19 protein-coding genes and 1 rRNA gene are annotated in these 17,339 nt (G+C 73.8%); 13 read left to right on the plus strand and 7 right to left on the minus strand.

Going from position 1 to position 17,339, the window contains the following annotated elements; all coding sequences use genetic code 11:
- From rrf to ACIQGZ_RS24585, 3 genes are all read left to right on the plus strand, one after another.
- Positions 1 to 105, plus strand: a 5S ribosomal RNA gene (gene rrf / locus ACIQGZ_RS24575); the annotation flags it as partial.
- A 131-nt stretch (positions 106 to 236) separates the two neighbouring features.
- Positions 237 to 641: an OB-fold nucleic acid binding domain-containing protein gene (locus ACIQGZ_RS24580; protein ID WP_402605460.1), complete on the plus strand. Its 405-nt coding sequence runs from the start codon at positions 237 to 239 to the stop codon at positions 639 to 641.
- Position 642: 1 nt separating this feature from the next.
- Entirely contained in the window at positions 643 to 1,491 is an 849-nt protein-coding gene (locus ACIQGZ_RS24585; protein WP_402605463.1) for a DUF3159 domain-containing protein, read from the plus strand.
- Between the two features lie 69 nt (positions 1,492 to 1,560).
- Here the strand turns inward: ACIQGZ_RS24585 and ACIQGZ_RS24590 are convergent, their stop codons facing one another.
- A complete protein-coding gene (locus ACIQGZ_RS24590) occupies positions 1,561 to 2,241 on the minus strand; it encodes a potassium channel family protein (protein ID WP_402605465.1) in 681 nt (226 codons plus the stop codon).
- Entirely contained in the window at positions 2,241 to 2,906 is a 666-nt protein-coding gene (locus ACIQGZ_RS24595; protein ID WP_402605467.1) for a potassium channel family protein, read from the minus strand. The genes ACIQGZ_RS24590 and ACIQGZ_RS24595 overlap by 1 nt, the downstream gene beginning before the upstream one ends.
- Positions 2,907 to 3,172: 266 nt before the next feature.
- On the opposite strand from ACIQGZ_RS24595, the gene ACIQGZ_RS24600 reads away from it, so the two are divergent.
- The 3 genes from ACIQGZ_RS24600 (at position 3,173) to ACIQGZ_RS24610 (ending at position 7,185) form a co-directional block, all read left to right on the plus strand.
- Complete coding sequence (locus ACIQGZ_RS24600; protein ID WP_402605470.1) at positions 3,173 to 5,251, plus strand: APC family permease; 2,079 nt, start codon at positions 3,173 to 3,175, stop codon at positions 5,249 to 5,251.
- Positions 5,248 to 6,576 (plus strand): class I SAM-dependent RNA methyltransferase, encoded by a 1,329-nt coding sequence (locus tag ACIQGZ_RS24605; RefSeq protein ID WP_402605473.1) that lies wholly within the window; start codon positions 5,248 to 5,250, stop codon positions 6,574 to 6,576. The genes ACIQGZ_RS24600 and ACIQGZ_RS24605 overlap by 4 nt, the downstream gene beginning before the upstream one ends.
- A 72-nt stretch (positions 6,577 to 6,648) precedes the next feature.
- Positions 6,649 to 7,185: a low molecular weight protein-tyrosine-phosphatase gene (locus ACIQGZ_RS24610; RefSeq protein ID WP_402605476.1), complete on the plus strand. Its 537-nt coding sequence runs from the start codon at positions 6,649 to 6,651 to the stop codon at positions 7,183 to 7,185.
- 20 nt (positions 7,186 to 7,205) lie between these two features.
- Here ACIQGZ_RS24610 and ACIQGZ_RS24615 read toward each other — a convergent pair whose 3' ends face one another.
- Positions 7,206 to 8,015, minus strand: coding sequence for an IclR family transcriptional regulator (locus ACIQGZ_RS24615; RefSeq protein WP_402605479.1), 810 nt, complete (start codon positions 8,013 to 8,015; stop codon positions 7,206 to 7,208).
- A gap of 212 nt (positions 8,016 to 8,227) precedes the next feature.
- Between ACIQGZ_RS24615 and ACIQGZ_RS24620 the strand changes: the two genes are divergently transcribed.
- From ACIQGZ_RS24620 to ACIQGZ_RS24650, 7 genes are all read left to right on the plus strand, one after another.
- Positions 8,228 to 8,335 carry a putative leader peptide gene (locus ACIQGZ_RS24620; protein ID WP_402605482.1) on the plus strand — a complete coding sequence of 36 codons (108 nt, stop codon included), beginning with the start codon at positions 8,228 to 8,230 and terminating at the stop codon, positions 8,333 to 8,335.
- A 224-nt stretch (positions 8,336 to 8,559) separates the two neighbouring features.
- Complete coding sequence (locus tag ACIQGZ_RS24625) at positions 8,560 to 9,591, plus strand: ABC transporter substrate-binding protein (RefSeq protein ID WP_402605485.1); 1,032 nt, start codon at positions 8,560 to 8,562, stop codon at positions 9,589 to 9,591.
- A 41-nt stretch (positions 9,592 to 9,632) separates the two neighbouring features.
- Complete coding sequence (locus ACIQGZ_RS24630; RefSeq protein WP_402605765.1) at positions 9,633 to 10,724, plus strand: NrtA/SsuA/CpmA family ABC transporter substrate-binding protein; 1,092 nt, start codon at positions 9,633 to 9,635, stop codon at positions 10,722 to 10,724.
- Positions 10,721 to 11,578 carry an ABC transporter permease gene (locus ACIQGZ_RS24635; RefSeq protein WP_402605488.1) on the plus strand — a complete coding sequence of 286 codons (858 nt, stop codon included), beginning with the start codon at positions 10,721 to 10,723 and terminating at the stop codon, positions 11,576 to 11,578. The genes ACIQGZ_RS24630 and ACIQGZ_RS24635 overlap by 4 nt, the downstream gene beginning before the upstream one ends.
- Positions 11,575 to 12,321, plus strand: coding sequence for an ABC transporter ATP-binding protein (locus ACIQGZ_RS24640; RefSeq protein WP_402605491.1), 747 nt, complete (start codon positions 11,575 to 11,577; stop codon positions 12,319 to 12,321). Before ACIQGZ_RS24635 ends, ACIQGZ_RS24640 begins: the two co-directional genes overlap by 4 nt.
- Before the next feature lie 5 nt (positions 12,322 to 12,326).
- Complete coding sequence (locus ACIQGZ_RS24645; RefSeq protein WP_402605493.1) at positions 12,327 to 13,259, plus strand: ABC transporter substrate-binding protein; 933 nt, start codon at positions 12,327 to 12,329, stop codon at positions 13,257 to 13,259.
- A 5-nt stretch (positions 13,260 to 13,264) separates the two neighbouring features.
- Complete coding sequence (locus ACIQGZ_RS24650) at positions 13,265 to 14,338, plus strand: LLM class flavin-dependent oxidoreductase (protein WP_402605496.1); 1,074 nt, start codon at positions 13,265 to 13,267, stop codon at positions 14,336 to 14,338.
- Between the two features lie 7 nt (positions 14,339 to 14,345).
- On the opposite strand, the gene ACIQGZ_RS24655 is transcribed toward ACIQGZ_RS24650, so the two are convergent.
- The 4 genes from ACIQGZ_RS24655 to ACIQGZ_RS24670 are packed head-to-tail and all read right to left on the minus strand — an operon-like array spanning position 14,346 to position 17,313.
- Entirely contained in the window at positions 14,346 to 15,083 is a 738-nt protein-coding gene (locus ACIQGZ_RS24655; RefSeq protein ID WP_402605498.1) for a hypothetical protein, read from the minus strand.
- Positions 15,080 to 15,739, minus strand: coding sequence for a hypothetical protein (locus ACIQGZ_RS24660; protein ID WP_402605501.1), 660 nt, complete (start codon positions 15,737 to 15,739; stop codon positions 15,080 to 15,082). Before ACIQGZ_RS24660 ends, ACIQGZ_RS24655 begins: the two co-directional genes overlap by 4 nt.
- A gap of 57 nt (positions 15,740 to 15,796) precedes the next feature.
- A complete protein-coding gene (locus ACIQGZ_RS24665) occupies positions 15,797 to 17,011 on the minus strand; it encodes a hypothetical protein (RefSeq protein ID WP_402605503.1) in 1,215 nt (404 codons plus the stop codon).
- Positions 17,011 to 17,313, minus strand: a complete 303-nt coding sequence (locus ACIQGZ_RS24670; protein ID WP_402605505.1) for a WXG100 family type VII secretion target — start codon at positions 17,311 to 17,313, stop codon at positions 17,011 to 17,013. Before ACIQGZ_RS24670 ends, ACIQGZ_RS24665 begins: the two co-directional genes overlap by 1 nt.
- Positions 17,314 to 17,339 lie beyond the last annotated feature (26 nt).

Raw genomic sequence — 17,339 nt, forward strand, 5'->3', positions numbered from 1 at the left:
AGCGTGAGGGAAACGCCCGGTTACATTCCGAACCCGGAAGCTAAGCCTTTCAGCGCCGATGGTACTGCAGGGGGGACCCTGTGGGAGAGTAGGACGCCGCCGAACAATCATTGAGGCCGTGGCCCCAGCGTTCAACGCTGGGGCCACGGCCATTTCTGCGTTCCCGGGAGTGGCGGCCCAGGTTGGGCCGGTGGCGGCCCTCCGTGGGACGGCTTCGAGCGGGTACCCTTTTTGACATGAGTGGTGACCTCCGCAGCGATCGGCAACCAGGGCGGTTCCGTCGCATGCTCGACCGTCTCACCAGCTCCTCCGAGGAACTCCAGGCGGAGGAGCTGCGTCAGGATGCCCAGGAGGCGGGGTGCACCCCCATCTCCCGTTGCGACGATCGCGAGCTCGTGACCGTCACCGGCACCCTCCGCACCGTGACGCTCCGCCCCCGGGCGGGCGTCCCCGCCCTGGAGGCGGAGCTGTTCGACGGCTCCGACGCGCTGGACGTCGTCTGGCTGGGGCGGCGATCGATCGCGGGCATAGAACCCGGCCGGCGGCTGATCGCCAGTGGGCGCATCAGCCACGCACACGGCCGCCGAGTCCTGTTCAATCCGCGCTACGAGCTGCGTCCGGTCGGACACGGGAGCGAATGACGTGAGTAACCTGCCCGGCGGCGACGCCGCCGCCGCACCGCAGGCGTACCCGGACGGGGTCGCCCCGCAGCCCGCCGAGGGGGTGTCCCCCGTGGAGCGGGTGGAGACCCCCGAAGAGGAGGCGGCCCGGCACGAGGCGGCCTCCAAGGAGGCCGCGGACTCGGTGATGAAGGCATTCGGCGGGGTGCGGGGCATGGTCGACATGACCCTGCCCGGCCTGGTCTTCATCGTCACCTTCAACATCACCCACCAGGTCTCCGCGGCCGCCTGGGCCGCGATCGGCCTGAGCGGGGTCTTCGCCGTGGTGCGGCTGCTGCGACGGGAGACCGTGCAGCACGCCTTCAGCGGGGTCTTCGGCGTCGCCATCGGCGCGTACATCGCGATGAAGTCGGGCAAGGCGGAGGACTTCTACCTGCCCGGCCTGCTCTACAGCGTGGGCTACTGCGCCGCGCTGGCGATCTCGGCGCTGGCGCGCTGGCCGCTGATCGGCGTCATGCTCGGCCCGATCACCGGCGAGATGTTCACCTGGCGCAAGCAGAACCCGGGCCGGCTGGTGGCCTACACCCGGGCGACCTGGGTGTGGTTCGGCTGCATGGCCGTGAAGCCGGTGGTGCTCTTCCCGCTGTACTTCGCGCACAATGCCAACCTGCTGGGCTGGATGAAGGTGGCCCTCGGCATTCCGCCGATGCTGGTCGCGATGTACTTCACCTGGCAGATCCTGATCAAGGCACCGGCGCCGATCAAGGCGGTGCTGGACGACGACGGCGACGACGAGGACGGCGGCGACGGTGTCGCGGTGGTCACCGAGCCGCGCAAGGCACGGCACGCCGCGCCGACCTCGGACTACTGACCGGTCTCGACCGACAGCGGGCGGGAGGGGCCGCACCCCGCGGGGTGCGGCCCCTCCCGCCCGTCGGTGCTACTGGCCGTCCTGCTGATCGGCCTCGGCCGACAGCAGGTCCTCCAACTGGCCCTCGCGGTCCTGGGCCGCCACGAAGAGCAGCTCGTCGCCGCCCTCCAGGGTGTCGTCCTTGCTCGGGACCAGTACCCGGCCCTCCCGGATGATGGTCACCAGTGCGGTGTCCTCCGGCCACGACACATCACCGACCCGGGTGCCGACCAGCTCCGCGTCACCGGGGAGGGTCAGTTCCACCAGGTTGGCGTCGCCCTGGCTGAAGCGCATCAGGCGTACCAGGTCGCCGACGCTCACCGCCTCCTCGACCAGCGCCGACATCAGGCGCGGCGTGGAGACCGCGACGTCCACGCCCCAGGACTCGCTGAACAGCCACTCGTTCTTGGGGTTGTTGACGCGGGCGACGACCCGGGGGACGCCGTACTCGGTCTTGGCCAGCAGCGAGACCACCAGGTTGACCTTGTCGTCGCCGGTCGCGGCGATCACCACATGGCAGCGCTGCAACGCGGCCTCGTCCAGTGAGGTGATCTCGCAGGCGTCGGCCAGCAGCCACTCGGCCTGCGGCACCCGCTCCACCGAGATGGCGGAGGGGTTCTTGTCGACCAGCAGCACCTCGTGCCCGTTCTCCAGCAGCTCGCCCGCGATGGAGCGGCCGACCGCGCCGGCACCGGCAATCGCGACGCGCATCAGTGACCCTCCTCGGGACCCTTGGCGAATGCCGCCTCGACGGACTGGAGCGCGGAGATCGGCATGATCACATGCACCAGGTCACCCTCCTGGAGCACCGCGTCGGCGCTCGGCAGCGTGCCCTCACCCAGCCGGGTGATGAACGCCACCCGCACCTGGGCGGTCGCCTCCAGCTGGGTCAGCCGGTGGCCGACCCAGGCGGGGGCCACCGGGACCTCGGCCAGCTGCACACTGCCGCTCGGGTCCTGCCAGAGCGGCTCGGCGCCGCTCGGCAGCAGCCGGCGCAGCATCTGGTCGGCGGTCCAGCGCACGGTCGCCACGGTCGGGATGCCGAGCCGCTGGTAGACCTCGGCACGGCGCGGGTCGTAGATCCGGGCCGCGACGTTCTCCACGCCGAAGGTCTCCCGGGCCACCCGGGCGGCGATGATGTTGGAGTTGTCGCCGCTGCTGACCGCTGCGAACGCGCCGGCCTCCTCGATGCCGGCCTCCTTGAGGGTGTCCTGGTCGAAGCCGACCCCGGTCACCCGCCTGCCCCCGAAGCCCGAACCGAGACGGCGGAACGCCGTCGGGTCCTGGTCGACCACGGCGACCGAGTGACCCTGTTTCTCCAGGGCGCGTGCAAGGGCTGAGCCCACGCGTCCGCAGCCCATGATGACGATGTGCACGACCGTCCTTCCGGTGTGATGGCTCGGCTCGATCCTGGCACCGGTCGGCACCAGGCAGTACACCAGGGTCGCACCGCGCGGCCCCGTACACACACGCGGTACCCGCCCACGGTGGTCGGGCACACCTTCGACGGTTGCTGATCCATAACGCGGTGTTGCCCGAATCATCGCAAATGCCGGTCTACGCGCAGCAGAACGCCAGTACGGGAGACCGGGGGCGTCGGGCCAGTCCCGCACGGGACCCCGTACGGCTTACGATCCTCCTCGTGTCCAAGCTGACCGACGTACCCAAACGCATCCTCATCGGGCGCGCTCTACGGAGCGACAAGCTCGGTGAGACGCTGCTGCCCAAGCGGATCGCCCTGCCGGTCTTCGCGTCCGACGCGCTGTCGTCGGTCGCGTACGCGCCCGAGGAGATCCTGCTCACCCTCTCCGTGGCGGGGGTGTCGGCGATCCACTTCTCCTGGCAGATCGGCGTCGTGGTCGCCGTCGTGATGCTGGCCGTGGTCGCCTCGTACCGGCAGAACGTGCACGCGTACCCCAGCGGCGGCGGCGACTACGAGGTGGCGACGGTCAACCACGGGCCGAACTCCGGGCTGGTGGTGGCCAGCGCCCTGATGGTGGACTACGTGCTCACCGTGGCGGTCTCCACCACGTCGGGCGTCGCCAACGTGGTCTCGGCGGTCCCGGCGCTGCGCGGGCACGAGGTGGCGCTGTCGCTGCTGGTCGTCGTGATCCTCATGGGCATGAACCTGCGCGGCGTACGGGAGTCCGGCACCGCCTTCGCGGTGCCCACCTACGCCTTCATGGTCGGCGTGCTCGGGATGACGCTCTTCGGCCTCTTCCGGCATGTGGTGCTCGGCACCCAGCTGCACGCCGAGAGCGCGTCCTTCCACCTCCAGGCGGAGCCGGGCGACAGCGGGCTGGCGGGCTTCGCGCTGATCTTCCTGCTGCTGCGGGCGTTCTCCTCCGGCTGTGCCGCGCTGACCGGCGTCGAGGCCATCAGCAACGGCGTACCGGCCTTCCGCAAGCCCAAGAGCCGGAACGCCGCCACCACACTGCTGATGATGGGCACCATCGCGGTGACGATGTTCATGGGGATCATCTACCTGGCGAGCGTCACCGGGCTGCGGATGGCGGACGACCCGGCGGGCCAGCTGGTCGGCGCACCGGCCGGATACCACCAGAAGACGGCGCTGGCGCAGATCAGCGAGGCGGTGTTCAGCGACTTCAAGCCGGGCTTCTTCTTCGTCGCGGGCGTCACCGGGCTGATCCTGGTGCTGGCGGCCAACACCGCGTTCAACGGCTTCCCGGTGCTCACCTCGATCCTGGCCCAGGACCGCTATCTGCCGCGCCAGCTGCACACCCGCGGCGACCGGCTGGCGTTCAGCAACGGCATCATCATGCTGGCCGGGATCGCGATGGTCTTCATCGTCGCGTACGGCGCCGATCCCACCCGGCTGATCCAGCTGTACATCGTGGGCGTCTTCGTGGCCTTCAACATGAGCCAGAGCGGCATGATCCGGCACTGGACCAGGCTGCTGAGAACCGAGACCGATCCCAAGAAGCGCGCCCGCATGATCCGCAGCCGGGCGATCAACAGCTTCGGCCTGGTGATGACGGCCCTGGTGCTGATCGTGGTGCTCGCCACCAAGTTCACCCACGCCTGGGTGGCGATCATGCTGATGGTGGTGCTGTTCGTGCTGATGAAGGCCATCCGCCGCCACTACGACGGCGTCTCGGCGGAGCTGGCGTCGGCCGAGGAGCCCGGTGAGGACGCGGTGCTGCCGTCCCGGGTGCACTCCATCGTGCTGGTCTCCAAGCTGCACAAGCCCACCCTGCGGGCGCTCGCCTACGCCCGGCTGGGCCGCTCCAGCGTGCTGGAGGCCGTCACGGTCAACGTCGACCCGGCCGACACCAAGGCGCTGCAGGCCGAGTGGCACGAGCGCGGCATCGAGGCGCCGCTCAAGGTGCTGGACTCCCCGTACCGGGAGATCACCCGGCCGATCCTGGAGTATGTGAAGGGCCTGCGCCGCAGCAGCCCACGCGATGTGGTGACCGTCTACATCCCCGAGTACGTCGTCGGGCGCTGGTACGAGCAGCTGCTGCACAACCAGAGCGCCCTGCGGCTGAAGGGACGGCTGCTGTTCACGCCCGGCGTGATGGTGGTTTCCGTACCCTGGCAGCTGGAGTCCTCCGAGCGGCGCAAGCAGCAGCGTGAGTGGTCCGCGCCCGGGTCGGTCCGGCGCGGCGAGCCACGCCGGCAGCGGCGCGCCCCGGAGGGCGCCGCGACCGGTCCCGCAGGCGGGACCGGCACCGACAACGCCAAGGACAGCTCCTCGTGACCAGCACCGCCCCATCCACCCCCGCCGTCTCACTCGTCGGCGAACGCTACGAGGTCGAGGTCGGCCCGGTCGCCCACGGCGGCCACTGCGTCGCCCGCCACGAGGGACGGGTGCTGTTCGTCCGGCACGCGCTCCCCGGGGAGCGGGTGACGGCCCAGGTCACCGAGGGCACCACCGACTCCCGCTTCCTGCGCGCCGACGCCGTGGAGGTGCTCCAGGCGTCCAAGGACCGCGTCGAGGCGCCCTGCCCGTTCGCCGGGCCGGGCAGGTGCGGCGGCTGCGACTGGCAGCACGCCACGCCCGGCGCCCAGCGCAAGCTCAAGGCGCAGGTGCTCACCGAGCAGTTGCTGCGGCTCGCCGGGCTGGCCCCGGCCGAGGCCGGCTGGGACGGCAGTGTCGAGCCCGCCCCCGGCGACAAGCTCCCCGCCGGGCAGGTCCCGGCGTGGCGGACCCGGGTGCAGTTCACCGTCGACCGGGAGAGCGGACGGGTCGGGCTGCGGCGCCACCGCTCGCACGAGGTGGAGCCGGTCGACCACTGCCTGATCGCCGCGCCCGGCGTGGAGGAACTGGGCGTCGAGGCCCGGGAGTGGCCGCAGATCGCCTCCGTCGAGGTGGTGGCCGCCACCGGCTCCTCCGACCGGCAGGTCATCCTGACCCCGGTCCCCGGCGGGCGGCTGCCGCTGGTGGAGCTGGACCGGCCGGTGTCGGTCGCCCGGATCGACGAGCGGGAGCTGTTCCACCGGGTGCACGGCCGGACCTTCGTCCGCGAGCGGGCGGCCGGGCGCACCTGGCGGGTCGGCAACGGCGGCTTCTGGCAGATTCACCCGGCGGCGGCCGACATCCTGGTCGGCGCCGTGCTGGACGGCCTGGCGCCACGGCCCGGTGAGAACGCGCTCGACCTGTACTGCGGGGCCGGGCTGTTCGCCGGGGCGCTGGCGGACCGGCTGGGGGAGACCGGCGCGGTGCTGGGCATCGAGTCGGCCAAGCAGGCCGTGGCCGACGCCCGGCACAACCTGGCCGACCTGGAGAACGTCCGGATCGAGTGCGACAAGGTCGAGCTGCTGCTGCCGCGTACCGGTATCACCTCCACCGACCTGATCGTGCTGGACCCGCCGCGCTCCGGCGCGGGTCGGGCCACCGTCCGGCACCTGGCGGGGCTGGGTGCCCGCCGGATCGCCTATGTCGCCTGCGACCCGGCGGCACTCGCCCGTGACCTGGCGTTCTTCGCCGAGAGCGGCTACCGGTCGGTGTCGCTGCGGGCCTTCGACCTGTTCCCGATGACCCACCACTTCGAGTGCGTGGCGATCCTGGCGCCGATGTCCTGACCCGTACCGCCGGCCCCGGTGGGTGCCGGGGCCGGCGGTGGGTGTGTCGGACCCAGGGGCGATGATGGTGGGGTGACCACCGCCTTTGTGCCCCCGCCGACCGCTGACCGCCGTGCCGCCGCGCCGCTGCGGGTCTGCTTCGTCTGCACCGGCAACATCTGCCGCTCGCCGATGGCGGAGCAGGTGCTGCGCGCCAAGGTGGCCGAGGCGGGCCTCGACGCCCTGGTGGTCGTGGACAGCGCGGGCACCGGCGGCTGGCACGAGGGCGACCCGGCCGACCACCGGACGGTCGCGGTGCTGGCGGCGGCTGGATACGGGGGCAGCCATGCGGCGCGGCGGTTCGAGGCCGGCTGGTTCGCCTCGCTCGACCTGGTGATCGCGCTGGACGGCGGGCATCTGCGCGCCCTGCGGCGGCTCGCCCCGACCGCGCGGGACGCGGCCAAGGTGCGGCTGCTGCGCTCCTACGACCCGGCGCTGCCGCCGACCGCCGGGCTGGATGTGCCGGACCCGTACTACGGCGGCCTGGACGGCTTCGAGGAGTGTCTGGCGATGTGCGAGTCGGCCTGTGACGGGCTGCTGGACGAGCTGCGGGCGCGGCTCGGCCGCTGACGCCGGGCGGCGGGCAGGGGTCAGCCGGGCGGTGGGGGGAGCAGGGGCGGCCGCCGCAGTTCCGGCGGGAGCAGCAGCACCTCAAGTCCGGCCGCCGCGTTCTGCGCCATGGCCAGGAACCAGGGGATGCGCTCGTCGGTGAGCACCGAGGGTGTGGAGCGCAGCGCGAGGGCGCTGTGCGCATACCCGGAGACGTCCAGGATCGGCACCGCCAGGGTGCGGACCCCGGCCGCCGACTCGCCGTCGTTGAGCGCGTAGCCGTCGGCTCGCACCCGCGCCAGCTCGGCGCGGAGCGCCGCCGGGTCGACGATGGTACGGCCGGTGTGCGCCTCCAGCGGGCCCAGCGCCGCCAGGTCGTCCTCGCCGGGCCGGGCCCAGGCCAGCAGCACCTTGCCCAGCGCGGTGGAGTGCAGTGGCCGGGCCAGTCCGGCGCTGGAGTCGGCGGGTGCCGAGCCGCCCGCCATGATCACGGCGTGCCGTCCGCTGCGGATGGCCAGGTCGGCGGTGGTCGAGGTGCGCCGGGCCAGCATCTCCAGCTCCGGATCGGCCAGGTGCAGGCCGCGCTGGTAGTACGAGAGCCGGCCCAGCTCGGTGACGGCGGGGCCGAGCCGGTACCGGGAGGTGCGGCGGTCCTGCTCCAGGAAGCCCGCGCTCACCAGGGTGCGGGCCAGCCGGTGGGTGGTGGAGACCGAGAGCCGCAGCCGCCGGGCCAGGTGGGAGGCGCTCAACTCGGGCCCCTCGTCGCGGAAGCAGCCCAGGACGCCGAGGGCGCGGTGGACCGCCTGGGCGCCGGAGGGGCGCTGGTCGGGGGTGGCCGGTGATCCATCCATGCGGGCAGTCTGCCACTCCGCGCGGCTCCCGCTGTGCTTTTCACAATGCGGCAACAAAGCTCTGCAAGAATCTTGTCCACGGGACGGGAGAGGGATTCCCTTCCCACATGGTGGAAGTCGATTGCCGCTCTCCGAGGCCGTGTGCCACGCTCCTCGCGCGGTGCGGCGACCCGTCCACCGCCACGCGTACCGGACCTGGGAGGGAGCAGCCGATGACATCCGCACCGCTGCCCCGCCCCGCCTGCCGTCCGGCCGCGCCGCTGCTCACCACGCGGCGCCACATCGACCTGGTACGCGTCGCCGCCACCTGCTGTCGCTGAGCCGGCCCGCCACCGGGGCGCAAGCCCGACCCCGGCGGCTCCCCCCGCGCCATCCGCTCCGCCGCGCCATCCGCTCCGCCCAGGACGGACGCGAGCCGTTGCCGGCTGCCGTCCCGGCGACCCCGTCGCGTGACGTGCCAGCCGCGCGCCCCCGAGCACCCTCCCGCACCCGCCCGTCGCAGCTCCGCGGCCGGGCGGGCCGCCCTGCCGTACGGAGACGCCGTATGCCTGCCCCCAGCCGCCCCACCCCCGCCGGCCCGGACACGCTCTGGTTCACCCGCTGCCCGGTGCCCACCGCCACCGGGATCGCCGCCGACCTCGGCCTGCTGCCGGCCGAATTCGCCCCCGACGGGATCGCGGTGCGCTCCCTCCAGGAGGTGCCCGCCGACGTCGCCCGCGACCACCACTACACCCATGCCCTGACCGGCCTGTTCCGCGAGGGCGGCAATGTCCCCGCGCTCTGGGCCCGGTCCCGGGGCGAGGCCACCCGGCTGCTCGGACTGACCTGGATCGAGGAGCGGCAGGTCGTCCTGGTCCACCCCGACAGCGGCATCCGCAGCGCCGCGCAACTGCGCGGACGGCGGCTGGCGGTGCCCCGGCACCCGATCGCCATCGACTTCTGGCGGGCCATGGCACTGGCCGGCTTCACCGGGGCGCTCGCCTCCGCCGGGCTGCGGCTCTCCGACGCCGAACCGGTGGAGGTGCCCGCCGGGGACGTGCCGGGGCAGTGGGAGGCCGAGCTGCGGGCGCTGTCGGCGGGGGAGGTCGACGCCGTGTACGCCAAGGGCGCCGTCGCCGCCGAGGCCGCCGAACGCCACGGCGCGGTCGTCGCGGTGGACCTGGACCGGCTGCCGGACCGCACCACCCGGGTCAACAACGGCACCCCCCGGCCGCTCACCGTGCACCAGGAGCTGCTGGACCACCACCCCGAGCTGGTGGTCCGCTTCCTGGCCGTACTCGTCGAGGCCGCCCAGTGGGCCGCGCACAACCCCACCGGGACCGCCCGCATCCTCGGCGCCGAGACCGGCGCCGGAGCCGACGGCGTCGCCCGCGCCTACCGGGACGGCGGCCACCGCACCCTGCACCTGGACCTCTCCGCCGAGCGGCTGGAGCTGCTGGCCCGGCAGGAGCGCTTCCTGTACGGCCAGGGCTTCCTGGCCGCCCCCGTCGACATCGGCGCCTGGAGCGACCCCGAGCCGCTGCGCCACGCCCGGGAGCTGGCCGCCGCCCGCGCCGCGCGGCAGCCCACCGGCTGACCCGGCCCCGAACCACCTCCGAGAAGGACACCCCCATGACCATGCGCATCCGCCACACCGCCGCCGCGCTGCTCGGCGCGGCCGTCCTGCTGGCCGCCACCGCCTGCGGCTCATCCGGCACCCAGGTGGCCGCCGGCGCCCCGGCAGCGGGCGACCCGGCAGCGGGCGACCGGGCAACGGGCGACCGGGCAACCGGCGCCGCCGCCGGACCGGAGACCACGCTGCGGATTCCCGACCCGGGCAACTCCGGCGCCCTCGCCCTCGGCAAGAAGGACGGCAGCCTGGCGGCCGCCCTCGCCAAGGTGCACGCCAAGGTGGCTTGGACCGGCAGCGCCGGCCCGTTCGCCCCCGCCGCCCAGGAGCTCAACGCCGGCCAGCTGGACGTCGCCCAGGGCTCCATCACCTCGGCGGTCACCGCGCTGTCCCAGAAGCCGGGCTTCAAGCTCTTCGCCGCCATCGCCCCCGACAACGCCGGGGAGGGCATCCTGGTCAAGGACGGCTCCCCGATCCGCACCGTCAAGGACCTGGTCGGCCGCAAGATCGCGGTCAACCAGGGCGGCACCAGCGAGTACCTGCTGCTCAAGGCCCTGGACCGCAATGGCATCCCGGTCGACAAGGTCAAGCGGGTCTACCTGGTCGCCAACCAGTCCGCCCCGGTCTTCAACTCCGGCCAGGTCGACGCCTGGGCGACCTGGTCCACCTTCTCGGTGGCCGCCCTCGCCGGCGGCGCGCACTTCCTGGCCGACGGCGCCGCCGTGGGGTCCGACAACTACTCGGTCTGGGCCGTCCGCACCGCCTTCGCCGACCAGCACCCCGAGGTGGTCCGGGCCTTCTACCAGTACCTGCACCAGGCCACCGCCGCCCAGCTGAAGGACCCGGCCAAGTACGTCAACGTCTTCACCGACGCCGGACCCGAGGCCGTCAAGGGCAAGGCCCGCGACGTCACCGTGGACATCACCGGCCGCGGCGCCCCGGTCGAGCCCATCGGGGCGGACCAGCTCAAGCGGTTCGACGCCGTCGCCGACTTCTTCGTCGCCCAGCACGTCACCCCCGTCCGGATCGACGTACGGCCGCACCTGATCGGCGCTGCCCTGCTGACCGGGGCTGACGTGCCGACCGGGGGCGGATCGTGACCGCCGTGCTCACCGCCCCGACCGACCACGCCCCCGACCACCCGCCCGGCCTGGAGGCGCCCCGGCCGCAGCGGACCCGGGCCACCGGGCGGCGGCAGCTCGCCGCCGGACTGCGGGTGGTCGGCCCGCTCGCCCTGCTGGCGGGCTGGTGGACCGCCTCCGCGACCGGCGTGCTCACCCCCGACGTACTGGCCTCGCCCCCGGACGTGGTCCGGGCCGCCGGGGAGCTGTGGGGCAACGGCCAGCTCACCGACGCGCTGCGGGTCTCGCTCACCCGCTCCGGGCTCGGCCTGCTGCTCGGCGCCGCCACCGGGCTGCTGCTCGGCGTCCTCACCGGGCTGAGCAGGCTCGGTGACCAGCTGCTGGACTCCGCCGTCCAGGTGCTGCGCACCCTGCCGTTCCTGGCCCTGGCGCCGCTGTTCATGGTCTGGTTCGGCATCGACGAGGCGTCCAAGGTGATCCTGATCGCGGTCGCCACCACCTTCCCGATGTACGTCAACACCGCCAGCGGGGTGCGCAACACCGACCGCAAGCTGCTGGAGGCCATGCGCACCTTCGGACTGCGCGGCCCCGCACTGGTCCGGCAGGTCGTGGTGCCCGCGGCGCTGCCGTCCGTACTGGCCGGGCTGCGGCTGTCCATGACGCTCAGCGTGATCGCGCTGGTCGCCGCCGAGGAGATCAACTCCACTGCCGGGATCGGCTATCTGATGACCCAGGCGCAGAACTACGCCCGCACCGACATCCTCGCGCTGTGCGTGCTGATCTACGGGGCGCTGGGCCTGGCCGCCGACGGCGTCGTCCGGCTGCTGGAGCGGCTGCTGATGCCCTGGCGCCGCGCGGGGGCCGCCCGATGACCGGCACCAGCACCGCCGTCCGACTGCGCGGCCTGCGCCGGGTCTTCGGTGACCGCGCCGTCCTCGACGGAATCGACCTGGACCTGGCCCGGGGCGAGTTCACCGCCCTGCTGGGGGCCAGCGGCACCGGCAAGACCACCCTGCTGCGCATCCTGGCCGGCCTCGACACCGCCGACGAGGGAACCGTGCTGGTGCCCCCGGCCAGGACCGTGGTCTTCCAGGAACCCCGGCTGGTGCCCTCCAAGCGGGTGCTCGCCAATGCCACCGTCGGCCTGCCGCGCGGCGCTCGGACCCGCGAACGCGGACTGCGGGCCCTGGCCGAGGTCGGCCTGGAGCGGCACGCCCGCGCCTGGCCCGGCACCCTCTCCGGCGGCGAGGCACAGCGCGTCGCCCTGGCCCGCGCCCTGCTGCGGGAGCCGGAACTGCTGCTGCTGGACGAGCCGTTCGCCGCGCTGGACGCCCTCACCCGGCTGCGGATGCAGGACCTGGTCGGCGCGCTGTGCCGGCGCCACCGGCCCGCCGTACTGCTGGTCACCCATGACGTGGACGAGGCCGTCCGGCTCGCGGACCGGGTGCTGGTGCTCCGCGACGGCAAGCCGGTCACCGACCTGCGGGTGGCGGTGCCCGGCCCGCGCGACGGCGCCGATCCCGCCTTCGCCGCGCTGCGCCGCCGTCTGCTGGCCGACCTCGGCGTCACCGTCGACGCCGCCACCGCTGCCACCACTGCTACTGACAGGAAGTGATCCCCATGACCCTCACCATCGGCGTCCACGCCGGCAACCCCTCGCTCTACCACCTCTCCCGGCTGCCGTTCCTGGACGAGGAGCTGGCCCCACTCGGTGAGAGCGCCCAGTGGCACCGCTACACCGATGGCACCCGCACCGGCGCGCTGCTCGCCGACGGCACCCTCGACTTCGGCGGCACCGGCTCCACCCCGCCGGTCACCGCCCAGGCCGACGGCCACGACATCGTGTACGCGGCGGTCTCCGCGCCCCGCCCCGGCCATGGCGCGCTGCTGGTCGCCGCCGACGGCCCGGTGCGCGAGGTGGCGGACCTGCGGGGCGGCACCGTCGTCCTCGGCATCGGCTCCTGGCAGACCCATCTGCTGGCCAAGGCCCTGGACCGGGCGGGCCTCTCCTACCGCCACGACATCACCGCGCAGCGCCCCGGGGACGCCGACCGGCACCCCGCCGAGCGGCTGCGCTCCGGCGAGATCGCCGGCTGGATCGCCCAGGAGGCCGAACTGGCCGCCGCCCAGCGCTCCGGTGACTTCCGGGTGCTGCTCCCCACCAGCGAGGTGATCACCGACCGCTCGGTGTTCTTCACCCGCCGCGACCTCGCGGAGCAGCGGCCCGAGGTGGTCGCGGCGATCGCCGCCGCGCTCCAGCGCGCCGACGACTGGGCGGCGTCCCACCCCCGGGAGGCCGCCGCGGCGGTCGCCGCCGACCTGGGCGGCTCGGTCGAGGACTGGGAGACCGCGCACCGCCTGCTGCCCTGGCGGCTGGAGCCGGTCTCCGACGCCTTCCTCGCGGAGCAGCAGGAGGCCGCCGACATCCTGCACGGCGTCGGCTTCAGCTCCCGGGCGGTCCGTACCGCCGATGCCGGTGCGCCGGGCCTGCGGGCGCCGGTCGCCGCCGCGCTGGAGCGCGTCGCCGCCGCCCGTACCGGCGTGGAGGGCTGACCGCCGTGGCCTCCGAAGTCCTCTGGTACGTCATTCCGCGCGAGGGCCGGTACCCCTGGGAGCCGGCCGGCCGCCGTCCCGTCGACCTCGGCTACCTCCAGCGGCTCGCCGGGGCGGTGGAGAGCCTCGGCTTCACCGGGGCGCTGCTGGCCACCGACCTGTACGACGTCTGGGCGCTGGGCAGTGCGCTCTGCGCCGCCACCGGCCCCGGCTTCAAGCCGCTGCTGGCGGTGCACCCCGGGCTGATCGCGCCGACGCTGCTGGCCAAGCAGGCGCTCACTTTCGAGCACCTCTTCGGCGGGCGGCTGCGCTTCAACGTGGTCAACGGCAGCACCCGGCAGCTGGCCCAGTACGGCCTGCACCTGGAGGGCGACGAGCGCTATGCGCTCAGCGCCGAGTACTGGTCGCTGGTCAAGCGGCTGACCGCCGGTGAGGTCTTCGACCACGAGGGCCGCTTCTACCGGTTGACCGGCGCCGGGTCCGACCTGCGGGAGCTGCCGCCGGTGCAGCACCCGCACATCCCGCTCTGGTTCGGCGGCTCCTCGGCGGCCGGGATCGAGATGGCGGCCGAGCTGGTGGACGTCTACCTCACCTGGGGCGAGCCGGTGCCGCAGCTGCGGGAGAAGCTGGACCGGGTACGGGAGCGGGCCGCCGCCCACGGCCGCACCCTGCGGATCGGCCTGCGGCTGCACCTGATCGTCCGCGACACCGAGGAGCAGGCGTGGGCGGCGGCCGACGAACTGCTGGACGCCACCAGCGAGGCGACGTACGCCCGCAGGCTCGGTGAGGCCAAGGACGCGGACGGGGTCGGCTGGCAGCGCCAGTTCCGCCAGCACGGGGGTCAGGTGCCGGCTCGGGCCCGGGAGTTGGAGGTCTACCCTAACCTGTGGCCCGGCATGAGCCTGTTCCGGCCGGGGCCGGGCACCGCCGTGGTGGGGTCGACGGCCCAGGTGGTGGAGCGGCTCCAGGAGTTCGAGTCGCTGGGGGTGGACACCTTCATCCTCTCCGGCAATCCGCTGCTGGAGGAGGCGTACCGGGTGGGCGAGACGGTGCTGCCCGCGCTGGGGATCAAGCGCTGACGGGCCCTCAGCGCAGCACGGTGCTGAACGGGTCGTCGGCGGGCGGCGGGGCGGACCCGCCGCCCGCCGGGGCGGTGGGCTCGCCGGGCCGGCTGGGCCGGCTGGGCTGACTGGGTCGGCTGGGCTGCTCCGGCTGCTCCGGTTCGGGGAAGCGGACGCTGCGGATCACCTGGACGAACAGCGGGGCGTAGACCTCCGCCCAGTTGTCGGTGTCCGGGGTGCTCAGCTCCAGGATCAGCACCCCTTGCCGGGCGGGCGGCATCGGCAGGTACGCCTTGGCGGAGAGCAGCGGCACATGCTCCTCGGGCGAGAGCTGCCAGCCCGGCCCGGACTCCAGCACGGTGACCACCGGACCGGCGGGGGCGTCGTACCGGGCCACCTGCCGCTCGACCGGTTGGTCGGCCGTCGCGGGCGGCGGTGTCAGCAGCTCCAGCAGACCGGCGGCGGCGGTCTGCTGCGGGGCGTCGTCGTCCGTCTCCAGCCGGGTCACGGTGAGGGTCGCGGTGGACAGCCGGCCGTCGATGGTGCCCAGGCAGCTGCCGCACCAGATCGCATCGGCCTCGATCAGCGCGGCGGAGCCGGCCGCGTACAGCTCGGTGTACGCCCGGCGCTGCTCGGCGGGCAGCGCTCGGGCGGCGGGGCCGAGGCGGTCGAGCACCGCCTCGTACGCCTTCTCCAGGCTCTCGGCGGCCTTGAACTCCCGGAATTCCGGCGGGACCAGGAACTCCACCGTGCTGCTGCTCAACGGTTGCCCTCTCGATGGTGGCGGTCGGACGCGGGGCCGTCCGGAGGGGGTGGCGGCGGTGGGGTGCCGGGGGCGGGGTCGTACAGCGGGCGGCGCTCACCGGCGCGTACCAGCAGCCGGTCGCGGTAGCGGCGCAGCGGCAGATAGCCGAGGAAGCAGCCGACGGCGGCCAGCGCCAGCGCGGCGGCGCCCGCCGGGTGGGCCAGGGCGAGGCCGGCCGCCGCGACCGCGAACAGTGCGCCGAAGACCAGCAGCCCGGCGGGGTGGTAGCGGTCGCGGATCTGCTCCTCGGTGGGCACCGGCATCCGGTCCGGCGCGGGGCGCACCGGGCCGCTGCCGGCCGGCCAGCCCGGCGGCGTCCACAGCGGCCACCGGCCGGGCTGCTGCCAGGTCCACGGGATCGGCGCGGGTACGCCGGGGCGCAGGTCGGGGCGGCGCATCCAGTCGCCCCGGGCGCGGGCGGCGGGGTCGGGGTCGAGCACGGCCAGCAGTTCGGCCGAGGCGACCCGGGTGGAGTACTGCCGGAAGACCTCGACCTGGTAGCCGTACAGCCAGCAGACCCAGCGGACCTCGGCGTCGTCGCCGCTGAACAGGTACGGGCGCTGGGTGACGGCGGGTCGGCCGTCCAGCTGCCGCGCCAGCTCGGTCATGTCCACGGTTGCGGCTCCCGTCCGGACGGGCTTGCGACCTGTGCGGCATCGGGGCGGCGCATGTCAGCCACCGGTCCCGGCGGCTTCCCGGTCCTTCGCGGAGCCGTCGTCCCAGGCGTTCTCCATGCCGACCAGCAGCGGGCCGCCCGGCAGCAGCAGCTCGCCCCACTGCCGGCCGCCGCGCGGCATGAACTGCCCGAGCCCGCCGGCGTCCTTGGACCAGCCGTCCAGCGAGATGCCGGTGGCGCCCAGCCCGACCCCGGAGCCGACGACCCCCCGCTCGAACAGCGACGAGGCCAGCTTGCCGGTCTTGCCGACCTCCCCGACCACCGGGACCAGGCCCATCCCGTCCACCGCGAAGGTCAGCGGCGACACATCGGCCCCGGCCACGGCGGCGATGGTGTGGACGCCGAGCGCCGCGCCGGACAGGCCGATGGAGACCGCGTCCAGGGCCGCCGCGCCGACCTCCAGCGGCGGGAAGACCAGCCCGGCGCCGGCCAGCGCGATCGAGGCGAGACCGGCCAGGGTGCTGGCGTTGGCCAGCAGGTCGCCGACGGCGGCGATCGCGTTGGCGTGGGCCTTCACCCAGTCCATCGCGTCCTTGGCCAGCTGGATGTGCAGGTCGGCCAGCTTCTTGACGTCGTCCATCAGCCGGGAGAACCAGCCGGGACCGTCCGGGGCCTGGTCACCGGCCTGCTTGACGGCGCGGGCGGCCTCCTGGGCCAGCTGGTCGTGCTCGGCGCGCAGCGCCCTGGCCTCCGCGATGACCGCCTTGAGTTCGGCGTCGGCCGCGTTCAGCCGGGCCTCGGCGGTGCGCAGCCGGGCGGTTGCCTCCTCGGCCTGCTGCTCGTCGGCGTACCACGTCCCGCCGAGCCCCAGCGCGGGGTCGTCCGCCGCCTGGTCGCGCCGGGCCTTGGCGGCGCTGGCCTGCTCCTCCTGGTCGGCGGCGGTGCTCTGCATGGAGACGAGCTGCTGCTGCCAGCCGGCCAGGGTCCGGTACGCGGCGGAGAAGGAGGTGTGCGCGGTGTCCAGCTGACCGGGCAGCTTGGCGATCCGCGCGGAGAACGCGTCGGCGGCCTCGCCCTGCCAGGACTGCCCGTTGTCGGAGGCCCGCTGCACACTGTGGTACGCGTCCTCCAGCTGGGCGGCGGCCTGCTGAAGGTCCGTCACCAGCGCCTCGACGCCGGAGGGGCTGCCCGGCGCGGGGTCGAAGCCGAGCGCGTCGAACCCGTCGCGGTCCACCGACGGGCCGAAGCCCCCGATTCCCATCACGGTCATCAGGCCGACACCTGACCCGTCATCGTGCCCCGGATCGCGTCGTCGGTCTGCCGGTAGCTCCGCACGGTGGCGTCCAGGCCGTCACCGATCGCCCGCAGCGCCTCGTTCAGCTGCTTCAGGCCGTACTTCCAGTGGTCCGAGAAGCCCGCGCAGGCGCTGTCCAGCGCCAGATGGCCGGTCACCTTGGGGTCGGCCTTGTGGAGCGCCTGCATCGCCCCGCCCATGCTGCCGGTCGCCTCGCCCAGCTCCCGCGAGACCTGGCCCAGCTCGTCGGCCTCGACCCGGAACGTCCCCTGTGTCACGTATCCCCCGTAACTCCGTGCGTCAT

The organism is Streptomyces sp. NPDC092296, from assembly GCF_044755465.1.
In the GTDB taxonomy this organism is placed as follows: Bacteria; Actinomycetota; Actinomycetes; order Streptomycetales; family Streptomycetaceae; genus Peterkaempfera.